Origin of the sequence: Cupriavidus sp. D384 (genome assembly GCF_001652915.1) — a bacterium.
GTDB lineage: Bacteria > Pseudomonadota > Gammaproteobacteria > Burkholderiales > Burkholderiaceae > Cupriavidus.
This window is the reverse complement of the sequence record NZ_BBQI01000128.1, coordinates 114,140-139,431: the sequence shown is the minus strand read 5'-3', so window position 1 is coordinate 139,431 and position 25,292 is coordinate 114,140. Positions and strand designations below refer to the sequence as shown.

Genomic DNA, 25,292 nt, shown 5'->3' with positions numbered 1-25,292 from the left:
GGACGCGCAAGGCGCGACGTTCACGACAATGAATCGCCGCAGATCATACGACATGTAACGAATCTGTTACATGTATCGATGCGCCAAAAATGTCAAATGTCGTGCAGAACCGACGAGCCCCACCAGAGTGGGGCATAAGTAGCCGACCCCGAATCTGGTGAACGTTCGGCTCGCCCATCGCGGTGGAACCCGCCGTGCCTCGGTCTTGGATGCTGGCGAGCGAGTCTAGCAAGCGGGAAAGATCCGCGCGTCCCCTATTGTGGGGACAAGTCCGGGTCTGGCCGCGGGTCTGATTTGGGCAATCTGGGCACGGGTCACCCCGAGGCTTGATACCCGGTGTCAACAAGAAGCAGCCCCATGAGTGTCTAGTGTTGCATCGACCCGTTGAATCCGCACCAGAGATGCTTCCAGGCTGACAGGTGCTGCGATGACGGACACGACCAGTACGTCAACGCTGAATTTGTCGAACGGCAGTACGTGGAACCTCACGGCGAACTCGAACCTGACCAACGTATCGAACAACGCCAGCCTGATCGCTTTCGCGTCTCCGGGCGCAGGGGGATTCAAGACGCTGACTGTCCAGAACTACAGTGGGGCTGGTGGCGTTATCGCCTTGAATACCGCGCTCAGTACAGATGGCTCGGCTTCGGACAAGCTTGTGGTCAGCGGTGGCACCGCGACGGGCACGACGCTGCAGCCCCATCCGCCTCCACAGTGGCCAGAGTCACGTCTCGCAATTCAAAGATCACTAACATCTCGGCCAGAAAATTCTCAATTCCGCTTCGCGTTTTCTTCTGCAACGATAGCCTCAAGGTGCATTCCGCGCGCTTCGTGCATTGCGGAGGGAGAGTCACGCGCGCGGCGCGCCGGCTTTCCGTCCCCGCGGGCCGGGGAGGGCACTGTCACAGTGCTACCCAGCGCCGCGCTCGTGCGGCGCAATGACCACAATGCTGTTGTGCAACAGACGATGAGAGCATCAACAAACCGACGGTAGGCAATGAACGGAGGCGGGAAATGCATCGAGGCAAGGAAGGTATGGTGAAAAGAGGAGGCAGCAGCCTGTTGATGCTGGCCACCATGGCAGCGGTGCTCACGATCACGGGCTGCGGCAAGAAGGAGGAGCCACCAAAGGCGCAGCAGCCAGCGGCGCAGGCGCCCGCCACGGCCCCGGATTCCAGCGCGGCCACGCCGGTGCCAGCCCCGGCCAATCCGCCGGTCGCGGCCAATGCGCCGGTGGATGCCGCTTCTGCGCCAGCGTTGGCGGCGACTTCGTCGTCTGGCAAGAAGCCGAACATCCTGGTCATTTTCGGGGATGACATCGGGCAGACCAACATCAGTGCGTACAGCCACGGCGTGGTCGGCTACCGCACGCCCAATATCGACCGTATTGCCACCGAAGGGATGATGCTCACCGACTACTACGGCGAGAACAGTTGTACAGCGGGCCGCTCCACTTTCATCACCGGTGAAGTTGGCTTGCGCACGGGCTTGCTGAAGGTTGGCATCCCCGGCTCTGCCATTGGCTTGCAGTCGCAGAACGTGACCATTGCCCAGGCGCTCAAGCCGCTGGGCTACGCGACAGGGCAATTCGGCAAGAACCACCTTGGCGACCGCAACGAATACCTGCCGACCGCACACGGCTTCGACGAGTTCTTCGGCAACCTCTACCACCTGAATGCGGAAGAGGAACCTGAGCGCCCCTATTACCCGAAGAACGACACGGCCTGGGTCAAGGCGAACGGCCCGCGCGGCGTTCTCCATTCGTTCGCAGACGGCAAGATTGACGATACCGGCCCTCTGAACCGGAAGCGGATGGAGACGATCGACGACGAAACCACCGCGGCCGCGATTGGCTTCATGGAAAAGCAGGTCAAGGCTGACAAGCCGTTCTTCGTGTGGATGAATACGACGCGCATGCATGCCTTCACGCATGTGCGCGAGTCCATGCAAGGCCAGAGCGGCATGCCGGGCAATGAATACGCCGACGGCATGCTCGAGCACGACGGAGATGTCGGCAAGCTGCTCAAATCGCTCGACGATCTGAAGGTTACCGACAACACGATCGTCATCTACACGACGGACAACGGCCCCAATCAGTGGTCATGGCCGGACGCTGCGACCACGCCATTTAGAAGCGAGAAGGATACCAACTGGGAAGGTGCGTTCCGCGTTCCGGCACTGATCCGGTGGCCCGGCCGGATCAAGCCCGGTACCGTGTCGACGACCATGATCTCCGGGCTCGACTGGTTCCCGACCTTGCTTGCCGCAGCCGGCGATACCGACATCAAGGAACGGTTGCTGAAGGGCGCCAGCATCGGCGGAAAGTCATTCAAGGTGCACCTTGACGGCTATAACTTCCTTCCGTATCTGACCGGGCAGACCAACACCGGCCCTCGCCAGGACTTCTTCTACTTCAACGACGATGGAGTACTGGTGGCGATGCGGCACAACAACTGGAAGTTCGTCTTCTGCGAGCAACGGCACCCCGGCGGTTTCGAAGTGTGGGCCAACCCCTTCACATGCTTGCGCGTGCCGAAGGCGTTCAACCTGCGCATGGATCCCTATGAACGGGCGGACATCGTTTCCGATCAATACTACGACTGGACGGCAAAGAACGCGTACCTGATCAGCTATGCATCGTCGCGCGTCGGACCATTCCTCCAGACGTTCAAGGACTATCCGCCCAGCCAGAGGCCGGCCAGCTTCACGATCGACCAGATGACCGAAGCGGTGATGCAGTCCATCAACAAGGGCGGAGCCAGGCAGTAATTTCCGCGATGCGCCTGGCCGGATCTTCCTCCGGTCAGGCGCATCGCCACGACTGGTCCATCAGCGATGCGTATGCCGCGCAATTGCCGCGGGCGATGTCTACGCCAGTCGCAGATTCCGCAACATATCCAGTACGTGTTGCGTGGCGCGCTCGACGTAACCCGCGCGATGCGCAATGCCGAGCCGGCGCCACAACGCCGGGCTTAGCGGTCGCATGACAATGCGGTTGTCGGGCGAGGGGGCGGTCTCTTCGTGAGGCAGCAGCGCGGCGCCGTAACCTGCCGCGACCAGGCTCTTGATCGCGTCGTTGTAGTTGAGTTCGATGCGAGGCGCGGGGTGATGCCCCGCGGTCGCGAACCACTCCGTAGTCAGGCGCGAAAGACGCGTGGTGGCGTCATTGAGAATGAGCGGCTGGGAAGCCAGCCATTCCGGCGTGACGCGGGCGGGGCACTGCCAATGCGCCGGCACAAAGGCCATCACGGGGTCGCGCCTCCAGGGCTTGATCACGAGTCCGGCCACCGGGGGCTGGGGCAGGGCGACCAACCCTATGTCCAGCGTCCCATCCGCCAGTCGGGACAGCGTTTCCTGCGAGGTCAGCACTGCAACCTGGATGTCGATAGCGGGATGGTGCTGGCGCAACCCCTCAAGCGCCTGCGGCAACAGGTGCGCCAGCGCGCCGGTTGACGCACCAAGCCGCACGCGCCCTTCAAGCCCCTGCACCTGGCGTTGGATATCGTCCAAGGCCTGCTCGGCATCGGCCAGCAGCCGGCGCGCACGCTCCACCAGCACTTCTCCGATTGCCGACGGCCTGACATGTCCGCGTTTGCGCGACAGGAGTTGAGCCCCGATGCGGTCTTCGAGTTCGGCGATATGGAGGCTGACCGTTGGCGGCGCCAGATGCAGGGCGCGCGCCGCGTCGGCGAACGACCCCCGGTCTGCAATGGCAACCAGCGTGCGCAGGCGATCCAGGCTGATCTCTCGCATGTCCTCCCCCAGATTCAGGAAAACTGAACATTAGTGTTATGAAATTCAACTTTCTCTATTGTAGCGATACGAGGAACATAGGAGCTCGTTCTCTTTCTTGCAACGCAAATTCAGCGGGGTATTCCACGTATGAGCTCTCCTGTTGTTTTCATCGATGGCGACCAGGGCACCACCGGGCTGCTCATCCACGAACGGCTGCGTAACCGGACCGATATCAGGCTGATGACGCTTGCGGCTGCGGAGCGCAAAGATCTGGGGCGCCGCGCGGAAGCCATCAATGCCTGCGACATCGCCATCCTTTGCCTGCCGGACGCCGCCGCGCGCGAGGCCGTGTCCACCATTGTCAATCCCGCGGTTCGCGTGATCGACGCAAGCTCCGCTCACCGTACGCACCCGGACTGGACTTACGGCTTGCCGGAGATGACGCCGGGCCAGGCGGAGCGCATTGCAAACGCGCGTCGCGTGACCAACCCCGGCTGCTATCCGACCGGTGCGATTGGCCTGCTGCGGCCGTTGGTGCAGGCCGGGCTCATACCGGGCGACTACCCCATCAGCATTCATGCGGTATCCGGCTACTCCGGACGCGGTCGCGCGGGCGTGGAGGAATATGAGGGGCCCGGCGCCGTCAACGCGCCTTCATTTCAGGTCTACGGCCTGGAACTCGCACACAAGCACACGCCGGAGATCCAGCAGCACGCCGGGCTCTCGCAGCCGCCCATTTTCGTGCCGGCATACGGTGCGTTCCGCCAGGGCATCGTGCTGACGGTGCCGCTGGCGTTGCGGCTGCTGGCGCCCGGGGTGAATGGCGCCACGTTGCAAGACTGCCTCGCGCGCCACTATGCCGGGGCGGAGCACGTCCATGTGCTGCCGCTGCAGGAGTCTGGCGCCTTGAAACATCTGGATCCGCAGGCGCTAAACGGGACGAACGACCTGCGCCTTGGCGTATTTCCCAGCAAGGAGCACGGGCAGGTCCTGCTGTCGGCGGTTTTCGATAATCTTGGGAAGGGCGCGTCCGGTGCAGCGATTCAAAACCTGAACCTGATGCTCGCGTAGTCGTGGCCGACGAATGCTCCTTCCCGGCCCGGGAAGGGAGGTGGCCCGGAGGTTGTCCCGCCTCCGGTTTGTCGCGATCTATCGGCCGTGGGGTACGGGGCGCGGAGGACTCGGTTGCGGCGTATAGCCAGGTACCTGGATATATGGCGCGACGATATATGGGTACGGTGCAGATCCGTTGACCTGCTGATCATAGGTGGGCGAGTTTGGGGGTGTCGCGATGACACCGGCCCGGCTGGGCGGCGGCGTGTGCAATACAGTTGCGTCGCGCTGGCCATCGCTGATTCCGCGTTCGGTACTCAGAATCTGCGGCCGACTGCCTGCGTCCTGCGCGGCATTCGCTGCAGCCGAGCCCAACATCGAAAGCAAGATAATCGTCGCAAATCTCAGCATATCGACCCCACATATTCTTGTTGCGTATGTCGTGCCTCTGGCGCAATCGAGCCGGCAGACCACTATAAAGGTCGGCAAGGGCGCTTTCGATAGGCCAATGGTAGTACGGACGCTTACGGCAGGCTGGCCTGAAACTTGAGCCGCCAATTGAATATTCGATCTTGAAGCCGGTGATGGGTAGGGCGCTGGCGATTATTTTGTGATTCACGCAGCACTTGCAATGTCCTGGGGATTCCGGCTCGACTGAAGGTCGGTCAGGGCGCCTTATCGCCGGCGTCATGCAGGAATCGTCATTTTTCGCCTACGGGCCTATCGCTGGCCGTTGCCGGCATGCCCTTTCCATTTAATAAACCGCCGAGATAACAGGCGTGGCACGGCCGTCAATTGCGTGAGTATCAGGACGCAAGAAAGTCGGCGCATGCAATGGCACCGGACGGGATAACACGCACTAGAATGAAGTGGCGCTGTTGCGCAGAGTTCGGCAACTAAGAAGAACGGAGACAAACCATGTTGCCTGCGGCCGCTACTGGGAAAATCCTGTCCCGAGAGTTTCTCGACGTGCTGATTCAGGCGGCCTGGATCGCGGTGTCGGCGATTGCCTGCTTGACGTTATTCCCTCCGTTCCTCGACCTGTTCGTCTGGTCGCCAATTCTCGCCATTACGCTCACCCGCTCCCGGTGTGGCTCACCAGCCGCTACGTGCAACGGGCCCCCTCTCTGGCTTTTGCCAGGGGCCGCCCTGCAGCGTCAACAATCAGAGAGCATGCCGATGCGCCGCGGCTGAGCGCCGGGGCGACGAACGCATATTTCCTTGCTGGCACTCCCTAACGTCCTATCGGAGTTCACCATGGCACGCACACCGGTCCTGACCTTGCTCGTTGCCTCGCTGGCCGCCTGCAGCAGCGCGCCACCCACGGCGTCGCGCCCACCACCGAGCCCCCCTGCGGCGGCCTCGCCCGCGGCATCGCCTCCCCCATCTGCCGACGCCAAGGCGGTAGATCCCGCTTCGATCCAGGCGCTCAAGGAGATGGGGGCCTATCTGCAGACATTGAAACAGTTCGAAGTCTTCATCGAACTGTCCGGCGAACGCGTACTGGCCGACGGCGAGAAACTCCAGCACACCGCGACGTCGGACCTCGACGTGCTTCGGCCCAACAAGCTGCGCGCCCAGATGCGATCTGCGCGGTCACAGCGGGACCTGATGTACGACGGCAAAACGGTGACGATGTACTACCCCGACCAGAAGTACTACTCGCAGGCGGACTTCAGCGAAAATCTGGGCGCTCTGGTCGACAGGCTGCGGGCGCGGTACGGTGTGGAACTGCCGTCCGCCGATCTCTTCATGTGGGGCACTTCCGCTGCGCCCACCGACAATATCGAGTCAGCCCTGTATGCCGGACAGGACATCATCGGCGGTGACGTGTGCGACCACTATGCCTTCCGCCAGGGCCAGATCGACTGGCAGATCTGGATTGCCACCGGCGGCAAGCCGCTGCCGCGCAAGCTGGTGATTACCAATCGTGCGGACGAGGCCCGTCCGCAATCGGTGACCCACTACAAGTGGAATCTGCATCCGAAGTTCAAGGAATCCGCTTTCGCATTCTCGCCGCCAGCTGGCGCGAAGAAGGCCGAATTCGTTCCGCTGAAGACCCAGCCGTCGCAGCAGAACGGGAAAAGTCAGCCGCAATAGGGGAGCACGGCCATGAGACAAGTACACGGCAAGCAATTCGCAGTGATCCTGGCCTCGCTGCTCCTCTCGATGCCCGCCTGGACGCCATCTGCGTATGCGCGGGCAGGGGCGGGCGCAGGTGGTGGCGCGCAGGCCGGCGCGCGCGCGGGCGGCGGTGCCAACGCGGCCGCGGCGCGGCAGACGACGCAGGTGAACAACGCACGCGCAGATACCCGGACCAACAACGTGCGCAGCACCAGCGTCAACAACGTGAACAGCAGTAGCAACGTCAATGTCAACCGCAATACAAACGTGACCGTCAACAACAATGGCTGTTGCGGTGGCGGGTGGGACAACGACTACCATCCGGTGGCCACGGCCGCCGCCGTCACGGCGACGGTGGCAATGACCTCGGCTGTTATTGGCTCGATGACCCGGACCATCCCGCCGAACTGCGTACCGGTCAACTACGGCGGCATGGTCTATCAGCAATGCGGCACGACGTGGTACCTGCCGCAGAGCGGGCAGTACGTGGTGGTCAACCCGCCGTACTGACGGTTGGGGGCGACGGCAACGATCTGCACATGGGACGGCCGCAGCCGTTAAGCAAAGTTAATCCTTGCTGCCCCAAAATTCGCCAATAATGCCTATTTCGTCGCAAAACGCCCCCGGCTGGTTACCTGGTCCGGGGCCGTTGCCCGGGGGCCAATCCGGCTGACCCTGTCGTGTGGACTGGCCTGAAAAATTCTTCTCAAATGAGAATGCGTCTCATGTAGAATGAGAGCAAACCGGTACAAATATCAAATAGTCCGGGTGGAAGAAGGGTCGACGGGCGGGTGATCTTGGGTAAGGGGAGAAGACTGTCATGCGTGTTCTGATCGTGGAAGACGATCCGCGGGTGCGGCATTGGCTAAGCACCAAGCTGCAGCAGAAGGGACATGACTGCCGCCTGACAGACACGGGCGAGCACGCGCTCGAACTCATCCGGGACGAAGCGTTCGACGCCGTACTGCTGGACCGGATGCTGCCGGGCATCGATGGCATCGGCGTGCTGCGGGCGCTGGCCGATCATCCGCATCCGCCCGTCATGGTGCTGTCCGCCGTGGACCAGCCCAGCGACCGCGTAGAAGGGCTGCGCGCCGGCGCGGGCGATTATCTCGGCAAGCCTTTCGATTTCACAGAACTGCTGCTGCGCCTGGAGGGGCTGGCCAAGTGGCGTGCCCTGCCGAACGACGCAGACTGGATCACGCGGCTCGAGGACCTCTGCATCGACTGGCGCGAGCGCCGCGTGTCGCGGGGCGGGCGGCCGATCGATCTCACCGAAAAGGAATTCGCGTTGCTGCAGGTGCTGGCCACCCATGCCGGCCGCACCGTCACGCGTGCCATGCTGCTGGAGAAGGTCTGGGGCTACCAGTTCGATCCGCAGACGAATCTGATCGACGTTCATGTTTCGAAGCTGCGCAGCAAGATCGACCGCAATTTTCCGCGGTCGCTGCTGCGTACGGTGCGTGCGGTCGGCTATGTCCTGGGCTGAGCGCGTTGCCCACCTGCTGGAGACCCGCACCTTCCGCCATGCCTCGCTGGTCGCGTTCCTCTTCTTGCTGGTCGCCATCGGGTCAGTGCTGCTGAGCGCGCACCAGATCGACGTGCTGCTGCACAGTCACGTGCGCGACATGGTACTGGCCGACGTGCGCACGCAGGAACACCGGCACCATTTTGCCGATGCCAGGGAGCTTGCCATGGCGCTGGCCCAGGACGACAGCCGCGAGCGCGAAGGCAGCAAGTCGCTTGTGCTGTCGCCCTCGGGCGGGCTGCTGTTTGGCGACGCGAAGGTCAGGACCGCGCTGCAATGCACACCGCCGTGCGATCTGCAGTGGCGCAATGTCACGGTGGGCGACACCAGCGCCAGGCTGGCGCAGCTGTTCGGTGTGCAGGTGCCGCTGGCCGACGGCGGCGTGTTTTTCAGTGGATACGACATCCTGCCGATGCGCGAGCGGTTGCGCGTGATTCCGCTGGTGGCCGGGGCGGGACTGTTCGCGGTCTTGCTGACGAGCCTTGCGATCGGGCTCTATACCAGCGTGCAAAGCATGCGCCGGGTGGACCGCATCCGCAGTGCGCTGCGCCGCTACGTGACGGGCGAGCGCGATGCGATGGTGCCGTGCCGGCGCGGTGGCGATGAATTCGACCTGCTGGGGCAGGACATCAACCACGTGCTCGATCGGGTGAACCGGCTCATGGAAGAGGTCAAGAGCGTGAGCAGCCATCTGGCCCACGAACTGCGTACGCCGTTGACGCGCATGCACAACCGCCTGGCAAATCTGGCAGAAAAGGTTGACGACCCCATGCGCGAAGATGTGCTCGGTGCGCTTGAGGAAGGAGAGCGCATCCAGCGCATGGTCCGTGCGGTGCTGCGCATCGGTGAGGTGGAGGCCGGGCGCTGCGAGCATGCGTTCGAATGGTTCGACGCGCGCGCGCTGCTGGACGACCTGGCCGAATACTATGCACCGCTGGTGTCGATGTCCGGGATGGCACTGCACATCGAGGCGGAGCCGGGGCGCGCACTGTACGGCGACCGCGCGCTGCTGTTCCAGGCGTTGTCGAACCTGCTCGAAAACGCCATCAAGTACGCGCCGCAGGGCAAGTCGCTGCAGCTGCTGGCACGCCGCCGTGGCGATGGGCTGGCGCTGGGCGTGGCCGACCACGGCCCGGGGATTCCGGCAGGGCTGCGCGGCCAGGCCGTGGAGCGGTTCCGGCGTCTGGGTGCAACGTCGGGTGCAACGTCGGGCAGGACATCGGGCGGGACCCAGCAATCGGGCAGCGGGCTCGGCCTGGCGCTGGTCAATGCCATCGCCAGGCTGCATGGCGCCCAGCTTTCGCTGGAGGAGAACGCCCCCGATGGACTGCTGGCCGTGCTGTTGCTGGACCGTCGCCATTGGAGCGACAGGACCGGCTTCAAGGACGCGCTCAAGACGTAGCGATCCTCGCTATCCGTAGCGCGCGCCCGGCGGCCCCAGGTGGCAGGTTCAAGCGGTTTCGAACATGTCGGCAAGCAATTGCCCGAAACGGTCATACGCGGCATTGGCGCCGGCGATCACGGCGTCGTGCGTGTGCGCGGGCACGGCGTCGCTGTCCAGTGCCGCGACGAAATTGCGCCATGCGATGGCGCGTCCTTCAGGGTAGGCCGCCAGGTTGCGGGCGCCGAATTCGGCCGACAGCCCCAGTTCTTCCTTGGCGGCCTTGAACAGGAATGCCGCGCCCAGCGTCGAGCCTTCGGAGACATAGAGCCAGCCCAGCGCCTCGGGCATGGCTACGCCACGACTGGCGATATCGCCCTCTGGTACGGACCATGACAGGTCCGCGAGATCGGCTTGCGATGCAGCGGCACGGCCCCGGCCGTCGATGTCCGGCACGGCGGCGCGCACCGCCGGGTCCGCAAAAAGATGCTCGATATCGCGCTGGAACAGGTACTGCGCGGCGACAAAGCGCGCATAGCCTTCGCGGCTGGCAAACGGCTTGGCCGCGTCCATGAGCCCGTGCATGCGCTCGTGCTGGGCGGCGGTTTCATGCTTGAGCCGGGAAGAAAGCGAAGGGTGCGCTTCGGTGATGGTCATCGTGGATGCTTCCGGAAATCGAATGTGGAATCAGCGGCGTTGCCGTATGACGGGCACGCCTGCGTGCTGACTTTCTTTTTACGTGATCGCGTTGCCAATGACACGTTAATCTTGCTTCATGTTGGTTGTGGGCGCCGGTAGGTTGTCGAGCCACTGCTGATACTGATAACGGAAGGCCGTGCCACCCGTGCCCAGCAGGCGCGGCAGCGGAGTGATGAAGTCCTTGCGGATTTCCACCGTAATGCGCCACGCCGGCACCGTACGGCTGGCGGTGCTCCCGCCACGGCGCGTGCTGCCCGCGCCCACCGCATCGAGGGATGTAAAGCGTTCGACGGCAACGGCGGCGATATCGGCGTCATCGAGCAGGCGATGCGATGCGGCAGCCATGCCAAGCCGCACGCGCGCTTCCATCTGTCCGGGCGTGGTCACATTGACGGCTCCGGCGTGCAATGGATGGATGGCGCGTTCCAGTGCCGTGCCACCCATGGCGATAGTCAGTCCGATATTGCCCAGTTCGATGAACATCATCGCGCCGGCGATGATCACGGGCAGCGCAAAGGCGGCTTCGACGGCAAGCGCGCCCCGGGCCGCCAGACGCGGGTGTGGGCGGGAGTGTAAGCGGGAAGGCAGGCGGGAAGGCGGGCGGGGCCGATCCATGACGGTCAGTGCCGGAACAACACGAACACCGCGCCGGCGGCAATCGCGACGCCATAGGGAATGCCAGGCGATGAATGCCCCTGCAGCGCCATCGGCGTGGGTACCGCCACGGGCAGCCATGCGCCAAGCCGTCGGATACACCGTGCTGCAGTCAGCTCGATCCTGCGCAGGACCGGCATGCACAAGGCCAGCGCGCCGCCAGCCAGGGAGGTGACCAGCAGGAACATCGCAACCTCGCGCCCCAGCCAGAGGCAAAGTACCGCCATCAGCTTGACGTCGCCCGCTCCGGCCCATCGCATGGCAAACAGGGCATAACCCGCCACCAGCACGATTGCCGCCGCGGCGCTGCTGCGGGCGATCTCCGGCCACGCGGGCGCCTGCCCGCCAGGCACGCATATCCACGCAAGCTGAGTCAGCCACAAGACGAGCAGCGCCAGGACCGGACGATTGCCGATGCGGCGATACAGCAGGTCGGACAACGCAACCCAGAGCAGCGCGGGCGTCAGCACCAACGCTGCAAGCCGCAGTGAACCCGGCGCGGGCGCGAGTGCGTTTTGCAGGATCTGCGGCAGGAACGATGTCATGCGAAAACTCCGGGTCAGGGTGGCGGCTCGGGCAATGACGGCAAGCGGCGTCTGGCGGCCAGCGTCATCCGAAGACGACAAAAGGCACGCCCGCGTGGACGGGCGATGGCATGACCCTGGCCGGTATGCCATAGACGCTTGCCAGGTTGGCCTCTGTCAGCACTTCGGCGGGTGTGCCGCATGCCACGGTGCGGCCGTTCTCCAGCAGCAGTAGCCGGTCGCACCAGCGGGCGGCAAGGTTGACGTCATGCAGCACTACGAGCACGGCCAGGCCGTCGGTTCGGCTCAATGTACTGACGCTGTCGAGCAGCAGCAGTTGATGGCGCGGGTCCAGGCTCGAGATCGGCTCGTCAAGCAGCAAAGCGCGGTAGCTATCCGGGGCGCGGCAGGCCAGCGTCTGCACCAGCGTGCGGGCAAACTGCACACGCTGTTGTTCGCCGCCGGACAGGCTCTGGTAGTCGCGATGAGCCAAGTGGGTCACATCGGCCAGACCGAGCGCGCGCTGCATCAGGGCGGCCAGGGCAGGGCGATCGAGTTCCGGGAACGGATACCCACCCATGGCGACCACTTCAGTCACGTCGAGATCGAAGTGCAGCCCAGGAGACTGCGGCAGCACCGCGCGTGTCCTGGCCAGGGCGTTGACGGGCCAGTCGGCCAGGTCATGCCCGTTCAGCGATATCGCTGCAGCCGGGACCGCGATCTCGCCGGCCAGCGCGCCCAGCAGTGTGCTCTTGCCCGCGCCGTTTGCACCGAGGATGCCGAGCACTTCGCCAGCAATCAGACTGAGATCGATGCCGGACAGCACCTGCCTGCGGCCACGGCTGCAGTTGAGATGGCTTGCAACCAGCACGTCATGCTCCTTTTCGCGTCAGCATCCACAGCAGGAAGGGGCCGCCCACCAGGCTCGTCACGATGCCGATCGGCAGTTCGGCCGGAATCACCACCATGCGCGAAAGCCAGTCGGCCAGTGTCATCGCGATTGCGCCGCCGGCCAGCGTATTCGGCAACAGCCAGCGGTGGTCTGCGCCCAGCGCCATGCGCACCAGGTGCGGCACGACGAGTCCGACGAATGCGATCGTGCCGGTAACGGCGACGATGGGACCGACCAGCAGGGCGGTCAGCACGATCAACCGGCGACGCAGCCGCTTGAGGTCAAAGCCAAGGTGCTGGGCTTCGCGCTCGCCCAGCAGCAGGGCATTCATGGCGCGCCAATCGCGCAGCAGCAGCGCGCACAGCACGCCGACCAGTGGCACGAGCCACGCCAGCATCGGCCACGTGGCCCCGGCGAGGCTGCCCATGTTCCAGAACGTGAGGTTGCGAAGCTGCACGTCGCTGGCCTGGTAGGTGAAGAAGCCGACGATGGCGGCACAGATGGCGTTGATGGCGATTCCCGCCAGCAGCAGGTTGGCCATGCCCCCGCGCCGCGCGCCGAGCCGGTAGGCAAATGACGTTGCCGCAAGGCTGCCGGCAAACGCGGCGGGTGCGATGCCCGCCAGCCCCTCTGCGCCCAGCACGATGGCTGCCACAGCGCCTGCCGCGCCGCCCAGCGATATGCCGATCAGGCCCGGTTCGGCCAGCGGATTGCGGAACAGTGCCTGCATGACCGCACCGGAGAGCGCCAGCGCGGCGCCTACCGTGATTGCCAGCACGATGCGCGGTAGCCGTACTTCGATCAGCACGTTGCGCCACATCGCGTCGTCGCCGTGCGCAGCTTGCGACCACAGCAACGGCAGCAGGCGGCCGCGCGGAATCGGCAGCGCGCCACTTGAGGCGGTCCACAGGGCGGCCAGCACCAGCATCACGCACAGCGCGGTGAAGATGCCCATTCGGTGACCGCGCATCAGCGGGCCGCCGTTTGCGGTGTGGCGAGGCCCGTCTGCAACAGGCGAAGCGCTTCCGGCAGCCGGGGGCCAAAGCCCAGCAGCAGAAGATCATCCATGACGACGATGCGCCGGTTGCGGGCGGCGGGGGTGGCATTGAGGCCGGGCTGCGCCAGGAACGCATCGGTGCTGCCGCTGGCGCTCACCGACATCGTCGTGGTCACGATCACGTCCGGCTTCAGGGCCGCCGCCGCCTCGGCCGAAAACGGCTTGAATCCGGTCTGGCCGGCCAGCACGTTGGTGCCACCCGCCAGCGTCAGCATGGCATCGCCGGCGGTGTCGGTGCCCATTCCCTGCATCTTGCCGGTATGACTGCTGACGATCAGCACGCGCACCGGCTGGCTGACCGGCCGGATTGCGCGCAGTTCGGTGTGCAGGCGGTCGACCAGCGTGCGTCCGCGCTCCGGGATTTCCAGCGCCGTGGCGGTGCCGAGAATGCGCTGTTCCAACGCCGCGAGCGTGGGGGCCGAAGGCAGCATTACCACCTTGCTGCCCAGTTTGCGGATCTGTTCCATCGCCTGGGGCGGGCCGGCCTGGTCGGCCGCCAGCACCAGGTCTGGCCGCAGGCTGGCGAGCCCTTCGACGGAAACCGCGCGGTAGTAGCCCACCTTGGGCAGCTTCAGCGCGGCAGCAGGGTAGATGCTCGACGAATCGGAACCGACCAGTGTCTTCTCCGCGTCCAGCGCGTAAATGATTTCGGTGACCGCGCCGCCCAGGCCGACCACGCGGGCGGGCGGTGCAGCATGGGCCAGACCTGCCGCGCACAGCAGGGACAACAGCGCAGAGCGCAGCAGTTTCATCGACAACTCCGGAAAACGTTCAGGCGGCCAGTGCCACCGGGCAGAGCGATTGCAGCAGTGCGCGCCAGGCGCCCAGTTCCGGTTTGCCCGGCTTGCGCTCGCCAAAGAACTGCACGATCAGCTCGCCGCTGGCGCTGTATAGCTCCAGCGACGTCACCCAGCCATCGACCGTGGGTTTGTTGACAACCCAGCTCGATGCCACGGCGTCGGTATTCAGATGCAGGTTGAACGATGCATCGAGCACGTTGAACCATGGCCCGGTGCGCACCAGCTTGTGGACCGGGCCGGTGTGGATCTGCACGATGCCCCGGTTGGCGACAAAGCACATGATCGGCAGCGCGGATTCGGCGGCGCGGCCGAGCACGGTCTCGACCGCCGTATTGCCGACCTGCTGGGCCAGGTCATTGCCGGCCGCGCGCAGGGCGCCCAGGCGCGACACCTTGTGCTGGCGCAGCATCGCAAAGAAGTCATGCGTGTCCTTGAGCCCAAGCCAGTGGGCACGCAAGGCGTCGGCGTCCGCAGGGGCTTCCGCATCGGCGGCTGCCACGATCGGCTCGACGGTGATCGGTGTATCCGTCGCCACGGCATGGCGGTCGACATAAGCCTGCCATGCCGTGGCATCGGTTGCTTCGGTGCGATAGACCTTGTGCACCGCCTCGCCCGCCTTGTCGAAGAACTGCAGGCTGTCGCGGCCGCTCTCGGTCACGGCGTAGGAGTACCGCCAGTTGCCGAAGAACATGCGCAGGTCGATATCGGGCCCGAGCACGATGCCGACGGGGCCGTCAGCCTCGATGCCCTGGTATTGACCATGCCGCTCGTGCACGGCATGGTCGTTGCGCGACAACGCCATCACCGTGCCGAGCGTGCCGAGATCACGGAACAACTGCTGCGCCGTGCCGCCAAGCTGTCGCACGGCCACGCCGCATCCTGCCGCGACCAGTTCGGCCTCGCTTGCGCCAAGACGCTGGGCGCGGTCGCGGATGCGTAGTTTCGGGTGGGCTTCCACCAATGCCTGATGGCGTTGGCGCAGCGTCTCGATGCATTGTTGTTCCATATTCGTGCGGGTGGCTGGTTGTCGCGGGCAGTCGCTCGTTCAGTCGGGCCGGATCAGGGCTGGACGTCGAAGTTGATGGTCCAGGTCTGCTGGCTGCTGTTCGAGTTCGGATCGGCGTAGACGATCTTCGTCAGGTGGAAGCGCGCATACGTGGCACCTTCGCCGCCGCGAATCAGGCCGCCCGCGTCGGGGTTGGCGCTGATCAGGTGCGCCACCGCCGGCAGGCCGTTGGCCGCAGCAGCCGCAGCAGTCGGGAAGTACGAGTACCAGCCGTAGTTGAGCGGGTTCGGATAGGCGCCGGTGTAGGTGGGGTTCAGCACCGAGGCGGTCGAGTCCTTCAACCACTGTGCGGCAGCCGTGGGCAGGCTCATGTCGGCAGCGGTCAGGTCGGCCAGCGTGGTGCTGACGTTGGTGGCGCTGGTGAATGCCGACGCCACCGGCTTGTTTGACCCATCGTAGAAGCCGGCCGGCGTCTTGCCGAGGAAGCCTGCCACCGTGCCGGTGCCCGACTCGCCGCCGTTCAGCTTGACGTTGTAGCGGTTGAACGCGATATGCCAGGTGCCCGAGGCCGTGGTTTCGGTGCGGTTGATCAGGTCGTAGTAGACCCAGTCTGCCGATGCATTGACCTGGGCGGTGTAGACGTTGCCTGGCGCGCTGCGGTCGACAAAGCGGAAGCTCGGATAGCCGGACGTGGTGCCGCCCGTGCCGCCGTAGTAACCGGTGACCTGCAGTGCGAAGACCGGTGCCGCTGACGTGCCCGTGGTGTCAGCCAGCGCGCTGTTGGTGGTGACCACGAAGGTACGGAACGTGGGATACAGCAGGTGATCGGTGGCCGCGCCGGTCACGCCATATTCGAACACGGCCGAGCCGATGTCATTGGTGCTGGCGAACACGCCGCTGGCCGAGTCCTTCAGGAACACCGTGGCCGGCAGGGCGCCGTTGACCGGATCGATGGTTGCGTTCTTCCAGCCCGCCAGCGCGGTCCAGGTATGGTCGAACGGGCTGCCGAAGGCGCCACCGGTGCCGGTGCCGCTGGTGCCGCTGTTGGTCCACAGCTTGGCCGTGCGGCCGCCGGTATCGGTCTTGATCTTCAGGTCCCAGGCGGTGCCCGTGCAGGCGGTCTCGGCCTTGCTGTTGAAGTCATAGCACAGCGAGTTGCCGGCCGCCGGCAGCGCGAAGGTCCATTCGGCCGTCTGCGTGAATGCCGAGGTGGAGGCGGGCGTGGTGCCTGTCCCGCCGCCCGTGCTGCCGCCGCTGGTGCCACCGCTGGTGCTGCCGGTCGTGGTCGTGCCACCGCCATCGCCGCCGCCGCATGCCGCCAGCATCAGTGCCAGCGCGGCTGCGCCGAGGGCGCCCAGCGGGCGGCGATGCAGTGCAAGAGTCTCGTGGATCATGATGAGTGCTTCCCCGTTTGATTTCTCGTTAGCGGGCGACGTCGACGTTGAACCGCGCGCCCAGGTAGATAAAGCGCCCCGCCACGGGCCCGAAGTCACTGGCATTCGCAAAATCACGCTGACGGTTGAACAGGTTGTTCACGCCGGCGAAAGCGGTCACGTTGCGGCCGATCTTCTGGTTCAGCACCAGGTCGAGCGTGCCCCAGCCCGGCGAGCGGGCGCCGGTGGCCGAATCGGTCAGTTCGCTGCTCTGGAAGCGCGCACGGGCCGAAAGCTCCGTCGAGGGGAAGACGCGCCAGTCGGCGCCAACGCGGCCCATGTGGCGCGGCCGGCGGGTCAGCTCAAGGCCCGTGTCGAGATCCTCGGTGTCGGTGAACGTATAGGCCGTGGTCAGGTTCAGCTGGTTGGTCGCGCGCCAGCGCAGCGACGTCTCGATGCCCTGCGTTCTGGCCCGTGCCACGTTGCGGTAGGTGTAGACCGCGATGCCGTTGACCATGGTGAAGTTGGTCATGTCGGTCTGGATCAGGTCCGTCACGCGGTTGTAGAAGAGATTGGCATCGAGCGTCACGCGGTCGCGCCAGCTCAGCTGGCCGCCCAGCTGGAAGCTGTTCGACGATTCGGGCTTGAGGTTCGGGTTGCCCAGCACGATGTAGCCCAGCGAGCTGTGGTCGAACAGGTAGTGGCGTTCCTTGAGGTTCGGTACGCGATAGCCCTGGCCGTAGTTGGCGCGCAGCACGCCCTTCCACGTGTCGTTCGACAGCAGGTTGGCGCGCACGCCCACCTTGGGCGCGAAGTGGCTGCCGAAGTCGGAATCGTGCTGGCCGCGCAGGCCAACGATCATTTCCCACGTGTCGTTGAAGAGGATGTCGTTCTGCAGGTAGAGCTCGCCCGCCTGGCGCTCGGCGCTGCCGGTGCCGGCCAGTTCCGACGTGCCGTTGACCGACTGGTCGAGGGTTTCGCGATGGAAGTCGCCGCCAAACTGCCAGAGCTGCCGATACCAGGCTGGCAGGTCGAACTGGGCCGAAACGTGATCGGTCTGCTGTGCCGAGTTGCGAACCGATGTCTGGAAACTGTTCGAGTATTCGCGGGACGTGCTGTCGTAGGTTTCATGCACGCCGGCCAGCCGGGCCCGCAAGCCGTTGTCGAAACGCCATTGGCCGCCATAGGTGTACCGGTTGCGGTCGATGTCCTCGGTCTTGCGCTGCGGCACATAGTTGGGCGGCGCGTAGTACTGGTAGCGCTGTTCGTCGGTCTCGCGATAGGCGCTGGCGTCGAACCAGAAGTTGCCAGCCTGGCTGGGCAGCCATTCGAGCCGTCCCGCGTACTGTTCACGCCTGATCTTGTCGCCGTGACGCGTCCAGCCGTCGGGGTCGACGGCAAAGCCCTTGTTGTCGAGCGCGTCGGCGCTGATGCGGGCCCGGATCCGCTCGGTGCCCCCTTCCAGCCGGACGTTGCCGTGCAAGGCGCCGGGCGAGCCGTCGGCATTCTGCGCGCCATAGCTGCCGGCATCGGCCGTGACGGCACCCGAGAACCCCTTGGCAATCGGGCGCGTAATCACATTGATGACGCCGCCCATCGCCGAACTGCCGTACTGCGCGGAACTGGCACCCTTGACCACCTCCACGTGGTCGACCTCGGTCAGCAGGTATTGCGAGACATCGACGGTGGAGCCCGTGCTGGCCGAGATCGGCAGGCCATCGATCAGGATCAGCACCTGGTCGCTGGTCATGCCCTGGAGGGTCACTTCGTAACCGGACTTGCCGTGGATCTCGCGCAGCTGCAGGCCGGGCACGTTCTCCAGTGCGTCCTTGAGCGTGCGTGCATGGGTGCGCTCGATTTCCTGGCGATCCACCACTTCCGTGCGGATCGGGGTTTCGTCCAGCGTCTTCTCGCTTCGGGTGCCGGTGACGACGACAGTCGGAAGCGGATCGCCGGAGCCGGCCTGCTGGGCTCGTGTCTGCGGCGCTGCGCAAAGGAGGGTGCCGGCAACGACGGCAAGGGTTTTCAGACGCATTCGGGGGCGGAACCGGCGATCTGCCAATCCGGTCATGACAAATGAGAGCCGAATGATAATGATTCTCGTCCGCATCTTCCGTTAAGAATGCTTAATGAAGATGCCGCCCGCCGGCGGAGCCCCGCGCCTGGGCCGCCGTACGTTATATTCGGCGCGTTGAAATGACAGTCAGGCAGTGACGAATGGACAAGAAACGGATTCGGGTATCGCACGTGGCGATCCCCGGCAATCTCAGTGTTCTCAAGCTCAAGGGCTATCTGAGGACCGCCATCGCCGAGGTGGCAAAGGATTCCGGCGACAACGAAATCCTGCTGGTCAAGGTGCTGGTGCCGCAGGCGCTGGGTCTCCGGGCCGGAGAGAAGCTGTTCGACAAGGTGCTGCAGGGCATTGTCGACAAGGATTCGCGTGTACGGAGAGTGTCGGTCGAGTTCGTGGACGGTGAAATCACGGCCGACAGGATCGCCGCGAGCGAGGCGCGAACCCAGAAGGAGATCGACGCCTACGGACACCTGCTTGAAGACGAACCGGACGGGACATCGCCGTGAACCTTTCCAGCCTCGAACGTCAGCTGGCGTTTCTTCGGGAAATCGACCGGCTCAAGGGCGTTGTGCGGATGTCGCCGCTGATTGACCGGTCGCGTCGCGAAAACAGTGCCGAGCACTCCTGGCATCTGGCGATGTACGCGCTGGTGCTGTCGGAGCATGCCGCGGCGCCCGTTGACGTGGTGCGCGTCGTGAAGATGCTGCTGCTCCACGATATCGTGGAGATCGATGCCGGCGACACGCCGCTCCATGATCCGTCGCTGCATGCCGACCAGGCCGAGCGCGAGCAGCGGGCCGCCCAGCGCATCTTTTCATTGCTGCCGGCATCGCAGGCCGAGGAATTTCACCAGCTATGGACGGAGTTTGAGGCGGGGGAAAGCGACGACGCGAAGTTCGCCAAGGCGCTGGACCGCTTCCAGCCGCTGCTTCACAACGTCGCCACGGGCGGCGGGACATGGATAGCGCCCGGGCTGGACGAAGCGCAGGTGGTCGCCCGCTACGGGCCGGCCATCGAGCTTGGTGCCCCGGGGCTCTGGGAGGCCGCCGCCAGGCTCGTGCAGCAGCACTTCCGCGATTCGCGGGACGAAGACGGCAATTCCTGACACGCCCGCCAGGCGGGCCAGGCAGCCCGGGTCAGCGCCGCCATCCGGCGCGGCCCCGGGAAATATGCAGCGTTACTGGCTGCTGATGCCCGCGCGTCGGGCGATGGCGCGCATCTTCGGCAGTTCGGTCTCGATCTGGGCCTCTGCCTGGGCCGGGGTGCCATAACGCGGCTCGAAGCCGGCTTCGATCAGGTGTCGGCGCACGGTGGGATCGGCAAGGGTATCGGCCAGGGCCTTCGTCAGCTTCTGCTTCACGTCGGCCGGCAATCCGCGCGGCGCCGCCAGTACCGACCAGGCATCGACGTCCACGCCGGCGATGCCTGCTTCTGCCGCCGTCGGCACGTCGGGCAGTTGCGCCGAGCGTCGCGCCGTGGTCACCGCCAGTGCCTTCACCTTGCCCGCCTTGATCTGCGGCGCGGCGGCCGTCACGGTATCGATGGCCAGCGGAATCTGGCCGCCGATCAGGTCGTTCATGGCCGGCGCGCTGCCCTTGTATGGCACGTGCACCAGCTTGATGCCGGCGTTGTACCACATCAGTTCGCCTGCGAAATGCGCGGTGCTGCCTTCGCCGAACGATCCATAGCTGTACTTGCCGGGCTCGGCCCTGGCCTTGGCGATCAGCTGCTTCAGGTCACCGATCTGTGCCTTCGGATTGGCAAGCAGCACAAGGGGCAGGCGCGTGGCAAAGCCGATTGGCTCGAAGCTCTTCACGGGGTCATACGGCAGGTTGTTCTGCAGCGCCGGGTTGATCGTGAATGTCGTGGTGCCCGCGGTGAGCAGCAGCGTATAGCCGTCCGGCGCCGCCTTTGCCACATAGCTGGCCCCCACGATCGTGCCGGCACCGGCCTTGTTTTCCACAACGACGGGCTGTCCCAGCCGCTCGCCCATCTGCTTGCCCAGCAGCCGCGCCAGCACGTCGGTGGCGCCTCCCGCCGGAAACGGTGCCACCAGGCGAATCGGACGGCTCGGATAGGTATCCGCGACGGCGGAGCCGGCGGACGCAGCGGCCGCCACGCCAAATGTGAAGGCCAGTGCGACGCGAGAGGGAATCGGGAAAGCCATGAAGATGCTTCTAATGCAAAAGAGGGGGCGCCAGTCTAACCGCGTCGCGCTTGCGGCCAAACGATCCATTCGGCATATGGGTATGGGGAAGCCGACGTGCGCGGCGTGCCTGCGTCGCTCGATGCCCGCGTGACGACATCCCTGCGCCGGGCGAAGTACGCCATGGCGTACCCGGCCCGCTAGGCAAACCTCTCGGCTTCGTCGAGCGTGCGGCCCGCCGCGTCCTTGGCGGCCAGCACGGGCGCTCCGGCAATCGGCCAGGCGATGCCGATTTGCGCGTCGCTCCAGAGCAGCGAGCGCTCGTGCTCCGGATACCAGGTGTCCGTGGTCTTGTAGACGAACTCCGCATAATCGGACAGCACGAGAAAGCCGTGCGCGAAGCCTTCCGGAATCCATAGCTGACGCTTGTTCTCGGCGGACAACACCTCGCCCACCCACTGTCCGAACGTCGGCGAACTGCTGCGCAGATCCACGGCCACGTCGAATACCTCGCCCGACACCACGCGCACTAGCTTGCCTTGCGGATGCCGGATCTGATAATGCAGCCCGCGCAGGACATTGCGGGCCGACCGCGAGTGATTGTCCTGGACGAAATGGCGCTTCAACCCGGTGGCGGCTTCAAACTCGATGCCGTTGAAGCTCTCGAAAAAGAAGCCCCGCTCGTCGCCAAAAACCTTGGGCTCGAAGATCAGGACATCGGGAATCGCGGTGCGGATCAGGGTCATGGTCATGGAGCGCCCCAAGGGTTGTCACGCAGCATATTGCGTCTCCACCCATTTGCGGTATTCGCCCGACATGACGGCACGCACCCATGGCTGGTTGTTGAGGTACCAGGCGACTGTCCTGGCCAGGCCGGTTTCGAAGGTTTCGGTGGGGCGCCAGCCCAGTTCGCTTTCGAGCTTGCGGGCATCGATTGCGTAGCGGCGGTCGTGGCCGGGGCGGTCCTTCACGAAGCGGATCTGTTCGCGATAGGAGCCGGCGGTGCGCGGTTGCAGCGCGTCGAGCTGGTCGCACAGCGCGTGGACGACTTCGAGGTTCGTTTTCTCGTTCCAGCCCCCCACGTTGTAGGTGTCGCCGACTCGCCCGCGCGTCAGCACTTCGCGAATCGCCGCGCAGTGGTCGCCTACGTAGAGCCAGTCGCGCACGTTCGCGCCGTCGCCGTACACCGGCAGCGGCTGTCCCGCCAGTGCGCTGGCGATCATCAGCGGCACCAGTTTTTCCGGAAACTGGTACGGGCCGTAGTTGTTCGAGCAGTTTGTCGTCAGGACGGGCAGCCCATAGGTGTGGTGCCAGGCGCGCACGAGATGGTCGGAGGCCGCCTTCGACGCCGAGTAGGGGCTGTTTGGCGCGTAGCTGGTGGTCTCGGAGAACGGCGCGTCGGCGGGCCCCAGGGAACCGAACACCTCGTCGGTGGACACGTGCAGGAAGCGGAAGCGCGCCTGTTCGGCGTCGGGCAAGGCGCTCCAGTAGCCGCGCACGGCTTCCAGCAGCGTATAGGTCCCGCCGATGTTGGTATCGATGAAGGCCGCCGGCCCCCGGATGGACCGGTCGACATGGCTTTCCGCCGCAAAGTGGATGACCGCGCGCGGATGGTACCGGGCCAGCAGGTTGTCCATCGCCGCCCGATCGCCGATGTCGGCCTGGACGAAGATGTGGCGTGCGTCGCCATCGAGTTCGCCCAGGCTGTGCCGGTTTCCGGCATAGGTGAGCTTGTCGACGTTGATGACGCGGTCGGCCTCGGCGGGATCGGCAGCCGGACGTCGCAGCCAGTCGAGCACGAAGTTGGCACCGATGAAGCCCGCGCCACCGGTGACGAGTATGGATGACATGTTTGAGCCCCTCGTGCCGGTCAGCGGCCTACGATGCGCCGCGCCAGCGCCTTGGCGTAAGGCGGGGTAATGCCGGTCAGGATGTCACGTGCTGTCAATGGAAAGCGGGCGCCGGGTGCCGCCTGGAAGCGGGTCGTGTGAACGTCGGCCACCTCGTCCTCGGGGCGGCCGTTCGAATAGTAGTAAAGCGCGATCGAACGCCGCGTGACGCCCTGGGGACAGGCCAGCGGCACGGGGTGCCCGTGCCAGGAACATTCGTTCGTGCTGAAGACAACCAGCCGGTTGCCGATGGGCGCGATCTTCTGCACGCAATGCTGCACGCTCTCGTCCCACAGTTGCAGATGGCCGGCCCAGCTGTCCTCCCAGGTGTCGTTCAGGTAGAGCAGGACGTTTACCCGCCGGTCGAGCTGCCATTCAAGGTGATAGTTGTAGTCGATATGCAGGCCCAGATGCCCGCCGGGCAGCGTCTGGTGCAGCCCGCCGCCATGCAGGTGGGGATCGGGCACCAGCCCGCGCACGCCGGTCAGCGTCTCCAGGAAACGGATGAAGCCGGGGCCGTTCAGTTCGACGATCAAGGCGCGCAGCGCGGGCGGAATGGCGTAGAAATCCTGGATCTGAAGCTTGAGGTTCTCGGCAGCCGACTGGTACTTGAACCAGCTGCCTTCCTTCCGGCTCGGGAAAGCGTCGCTGGCTTCGCGGTAGATGTCCGGGTCCAGGAAGTCGTCGATACAGGCATGCGGGAACGGCGGGGCGGACTTGTAAGGCTCGGCGAGTTCGCGCGCCATCCAGTCGAGTTTGGCCAGGTCAAGCAATTCGTTACGCATGCTCAGCACTCCTCAGGTTGCGGTGGGATCCGACCCCGGGCTCGCCGGCCCCTGGTTCCGATACTCGGTGGGCGACAATGCAAACCGCTTGCGGAAGATCTTGCCGAGCCGGTCGCCGTTGCCCATGCCGCAGCGCCGGGCAATCTTGTCCACCGGCAGCGTTGTCTTGACCAGCAACTGGCAAATCATGTCCAGCCGCGTCTGCAACAGGTATTCCGACGGCGTCACGCCGATCGTGAACTTGAAGCGGCGCAGGTAGTTGCGCTCGCTCATCGCGGCAAAGCGCGCGGCGTCGGCAACCGAGATGGGCTCCATGTAGTGCTCGGCGATCCAGCGCGCCGAGGCCAGGATCTTGTTTGCCGTGGCCGTCGACAGGTCGGGCGTGTCGTCGATGTCGTAAGCGTCGATCTCGGGCATCGTCTCGCGGCGCGGATCGAGTTGCCGGGCCACCTCGCCGGCCACCTCGGGGCCCAGGTCTGCCTCGATCTGGGCGAGCGCCATGTCGATGGCCGACGGCATGACTTCGGGCGCCTGGTCCGCGCCGCCCCGGCACCAGAAGACCGACGCGGACGCCCCGGCGTACCCTTCCTGGCCGCTGGTGGCTTCCGCACGCGACACCCGGGGCGCCAGCCGCTCGCGGCCCCGCGTACTGCGCTCCAGCGCCGATGCGCTGACTTCCATGATGGCGCTGGACACGCGGGCATCGCGCTCGCTTGCGGGTTCGCGCTCGCTGCAGGCGATGAACACGGCCCCAAAGCCTCGCTGGCCCGCTGCATCGAGCCCCTGCGTCCAGATGCGCACCGACGACGAGCACGCAATGTTGCCGCCGCGGTACGACAGCAATGACAACTGGTAGAACGGCCGGCCGTTGCGCTGCAGTTCAAGCTCGTTGGCCACGCGGAACGCCTCGGCGATGATGCCTGCGGTCAGGAGCGAGCACCCATCGAACAACAGCAGGCCAATGCGTTGCGTGTGGGCATGTCCGGCGAAGGTAAAAGGCCCCGGGGGGCGGGTCGGCACAGGCATCTCGACAAGGTGATCCATGGCGTGTCCATCCCTTGCGAAGGCGATTCAAAGGCGAATCTATTGCATTGCATCATATCCAATTTGCGGCGACGCACAATGCCGTGTGTCTGATTTTTACGTGATGTTGGCCGATTGACGCGGGTGGCATTGAAAATCAACTCAAAAATGCGCCATGCGGCGCAATGCGATTATCAGAAATGAATCAGTTCTGGTAATTGTTACGCCGCGTTTGTCTGCTTCTGTATGTGGATATGATAAAAATATCAGGTAAATCAGCGGTTTCACTGCCGTTGTGCAAGGCGGATGGTACCTCGCTGCATTGCGGGGCATTCCCGCACCGTGGACGGGAATCGTGCACGCATAAATGCAAGGCGGTGTGATGACATAATGGTCTTGTATCACCGGAAATACGTTTTCAAACCGGTTTTCAAGTTGCATCGGTCAAATCCTCTGCATTATCGGACATCGGGTAATTGATGCATTTTTGCGCATCTATGCTTCGGTGCAGCAAAACGGTTTCGTGCCGTTCGCGCTGCCCGAACAGGA

The 25,292-nt window shown here is 64.7% G+C and carries 25 protein-coding genes; 9 read left to right on the top strand and 16 right to left on the bottom strand.

All coding sequences use genetic code 11. The features are described 5' to 3' along the window. Window positions 1–427: 427 nt before the first annotated feature. Together A9J21_RS31810 and A9J21_RS28495 are read left to right on the top strand one after the other, a co-directional pair. A complete protein-coding gene (locus A9J21_RS31810) occupies window positions 428–994 on the top strand; it encodes an autotransporter outer membrane beta-barrel domain-containing protein (RefSeq protein WP_156546281.1) in 567 nt (188 codons plus the stop codon). Between the two features lie 71 nt (window positions 995–1,065). Beyond that, window positions 1,066–2,769 (top strand): arylsulfatase, encoded by a 1,704-nt coding sequence (locus tag A9J21_RS28495; RefSeq protein WP_066741802.1) that lies wholly within the window; start codon window positions 1,066–1,068, stop codon window positions 2,767–2,769. A 99-nt stretch (window positions 2,770–2,868) separates the two neighbouring features. On the opposite strand, the gene A9J21_RS28490 is transcribed toward A9J21_RS28495, so the two are convergent. Next, window positions 2,869–3,753, bottom strand: coding sequence for a LysR family transcriptional regulator (locus A9J21_RS28490; protein ID WP_066741799.1), 885 nt, complete (start codon window positions 3,751–3,753; stop codon window positions 2,869–2,871). Between the two features lie 129 nt (window positions 3,754–3,882). Between A9J21_RS28490 and argC the strand changes: the two genes are divergently transcribed. From argC to A9J21_RS28460, 5 genes are all read left to right on the top strand, one after another. Continuing rightward, window positions 3,883–4,806 (top strand): N-acetyl-gamma-glutamyl-phosphate reductase, encoded by a 924-nt coding sequence (gene argC / locus A9J21_RS28485; RefSeq protein WP_066741796.1) that lies wholly within the window; start codon window positions 3,883–3,885, stop codon window positions 4,804–4,806. 1,239 nt (window positions 4,807–6,045) lie between these two features. Further along, window positions 6,046–6,888, top strand: a complete 843-nt coding sequence (locus A9J21_RS28475; RefSeq protein ID WP_066741790.1) for a DUF2092 domain-containing protein — start codon at window positions 6,046–6,048, stop codon at window positions 6,886–6,888. A gap of 12 nt (window positions 6,889–6,900) precedes the next feature. Beyond that, window positions 6,901–7,422, top strand: a complete 522-nt coding sequence (locus tag A9J21_RS28470; RefSeq protein WP_066741788.1) for a hypothetical protein — start codon at window positions 6,901–6,903, stop codon at window positions 7,420–7,422. A gap of 310 nt (window positions 7,423–7,732) precedes the next feature. Further along, window positions 7,733–8,401, top strand: coding sequence for a response regulator transcription factor (locus A9J21_RS28465; RefSeq protein ID WP_066741785.1), 669 nt, complete (start codon window positions 7,733–7,735; stop codon window positions 8,399–8,401). Then, window positions 8,388–9,842 carry a HAMP domain-containing sensor histidine kinase gene (locus A9J21_RS28460; RefSeq protein WP_197497586.1) on the top strand — a complete coding sequence of 485 codons (1,455 nt, stop codon included), beginning with the start codon at window positions 8,388–8,390 and terminating at the stop codon, window positions 9,840–9,842. Before A9J21_RS28465 ends, A9J21_RS28460 begins: the two co-directional genes overlap by 14 nt. A 48-nt stretch (window positions 9,843–9,890) precedes the next feature. Here the strand turns inward: A9J21_RS28460 and A9J21_RS28455 are convergent, their stop codons facing one another. The 9 genes from A9J21_RS28455 to A9J21_RS28415 form a co-directional block, all read right to left on the bottom strand. Next, window positions 9,891–10,478: a biliverdin-producing heme oxygenase gene (locus tag A9J21_RS28455; protein ID WP_066741782.1), complete on the bottom strand. Its 588-nt coding sequence runs from the start codon at window positions 10,476–10,478 to the stop codon at window positions 9,891–9,893. Window positions 10,479–10,583: 105 nt separating this feature from the next. Next, on the bottom strand, window positions 10,584–11,024 hold the full coding sequence (locus tag A9J21_RS28450; RefSeq protein ID WP_231907071.1) for a hypothetical protein: 441 nt from the start codon (window positions 11,022–11,024) through the stop codon (window positions 10,584–10,586). A 116-nt stretch (window positions 11,025–11,140) separates the two neighbouring features. Continuing rightward, window positions 11,141–11,719 carry a prepilin peptidase gene (locus A9J21_RS28445; RefSeq protein WP_082926666.1) on the bottom strand — a complete coding sequence of 193 codons (579 nt, stop codon included), beginning with the start codon at window positions 11,717–11,719 and terminating at the stop codon, window positions 11,141–11,143. A 64-nt stretch (window positions 11,720–11,783) separates the two neighbouring features. After that, a complete protein-coding gene (locus tag A9J21_RS28440) occupies window positions 11,784–12,569 on the bottom strand; it encodes a heme ABC transporter ATP-binding protein (RefSeq protein ID WP_066741779.1) in 786 nt (261 codons plus the stop codon). Between the two features lies 1 nt (window position 12,570). Then, on the bottom strand, window positions 12,571–13,518 hold the full coding sequence (locus A9J21_RS28435) for an iron ABC transporter permease (protein ID WP_066741971.1): 948 nt from the start codon (window positions 13,516–13,518) through the stop codon (window positions 12,571–12,573). A 41-nt stretch (window positions 13,519–13,559) separates the two neighbouring features. Then, entirely contained in the window at window positions 13,560–14,399 is an 840-nt protein-coding gene (locus A9J21_RS28430; protein ID WP_066741776.1) for a hemin ABC transporter substrate-binding protein, read from the bottom strand. A 19-nt stretch (window positions 14,400–14,418) separates the two neighbouring features. Continuing rightward, window positions 14,419–15,453 (bottom strand): hemin-degrading factor, encoded by a 1,035-nt coding sequence (locus A9J21_RS28425; protein WP_066741773.1) that lies wholly within the window; start codon window positions 15,451–15,453, stop codon window positions 14,419–14,421. A gap of 53 nt (window positions 15,454–15,506) precedes the next feature. Next, entirely contained in the window at window positions 15,507–16,847 is a 1,341-nt protein-coding gene (locus A9J21_RS28420) for an HmuY family protein (RefSeq protein ID WP_066741771.1), read from the bottom strand. A 28-nt stretch (window positions 16,848–16,875) separates the two neighbouring features. Beyond that, on the bottom strand, window positions 16,876–18,861 hold the full coding sequence (locus tag A9J21_RS28415; RefSeq protein ID WP_066741768.1) for a TonB-dependent siderophore receptor: 1,986 nt from the start codon (window positions 18,859–18,861) through the stop codon (window positions 16,876–16,878). A gap of 182 nt (window positions 18,862–19,043) precedes the next feature. Between A9J21_RS28415 and A9J21_RS28410 the strand changes: the two genes are divergently transcribed. Beyond that, window positions 19,044–19,406 (top strand): hypothetical protein, encoded by a 363-nt coding sequence (locus A9J21_RS28410; RefSeq protein WP_066741760.1) that lies wholly within the window; start codon window positions 19,044–19,046, stop codon window positions 19,404–19,406. Then, a complete protein-coding gene (locus A9J21_RS28405) occupies window positions 19,403–20,005 on the top strand; it encodes an HD family hydrolase (RefSeq protein WP_066741752.1) in 603 nt (200 codons plus the stop codon). The genes A9J21_RS28410 and A9J21_RS28405 overlap by 4 nt, the downstream gene beginning before the upstream one ends. A gap of 72 nt (window positions 20,006–20,077) precedes the next feature. Here the strand turns inward: A9J21_RS28405 and A9J21_RS28400 are convergent, their stop codons facing one another. From A9J21_RS28400 to A9J21_RS31805, 6 genes are all read right to left on the bottom strand, one after another. Next, window positions 20,078–21,067 (bottom strand): tripartite tricarboxylate transporter substrate binding protein, encoded by a 990-nt coding sequence (locus tag A9J21_RS28400; RefSeq protein ID WP_066741750.1) that lies wholly within the window; start codon window positions 21,065–21,067, stop codon window positions 20,078–20,080. A gap of 179 nt (window positions 21,068–21,246) precedes the next feature. Further along, the gene (rfbC, locus tag A9J21_RS28395; protein WP_066741748.1) at window positions 21,247–21,798 is read right to left on the bottom strand and encodes a dTDP-4-dehydrorhamnose 3,5-epimerase; all 552 of its coding nucleotides are present in this window, start codon (window positions 21,796–21,798) and stop codon (window positions 21,247–21,249) included. Between the two features lie 18 nt (window positions 21,799–21,816). Beyond that, window positions 21,817–22,896, bottom strand: a complete 1,080-nt coding sequence (rfbB, locus tag A9J21_RS28390) for a dTDP-glucose 4,6-dehydratase (RefSeq protein WP_066741745.1) — start codon at window positions 22,894–22,896, stop codon at window positions 21,817–21,819. Between the two features lie 20 nt (window positions 22,897–22,916). Continuing rightward, window positions 22,917–23,720 carry a 2OG-Fe(II) oxygenase gene (locus A9J21_RS28385; protein ID WP_066741744.1) on the bottom strand — a complete coding sequence of 268 codons (804 nt, stop codon included), beginning with the start codon at window positions 23,718–23,720 and terminating at the stop codon, window positions 22,917–22,919. Between the two features lie 12 nt (window positions 23,721–23,732). Further along, window positions 23,733–24,764: a GlxA family transcriptional regulator gene (locus A9J21_RS28380; protein WP_066741742.1), complete on the bottom strand. Its 1,032-nt coding sequence runs from the start codon at window positions 24,762–24,764 to the stop codon at window positions 23,733–23,735. Window positions 24,765–24,905: 141 nt separating this feature from the next. Then, window positions 24,906–25,184 (bottom strand): hypothetical protein, encoded by a 279-nt coding sequence (locus A9J21_RS31805; RefSeq protein WP_156546278.1) that lies wholly within the window; start codon window positions 25,182–25,184, stop codon window positions 24,906–24,908. Between the last annotated feature and the right edge of the window lie 108 nt (window positions 25,185–25,292).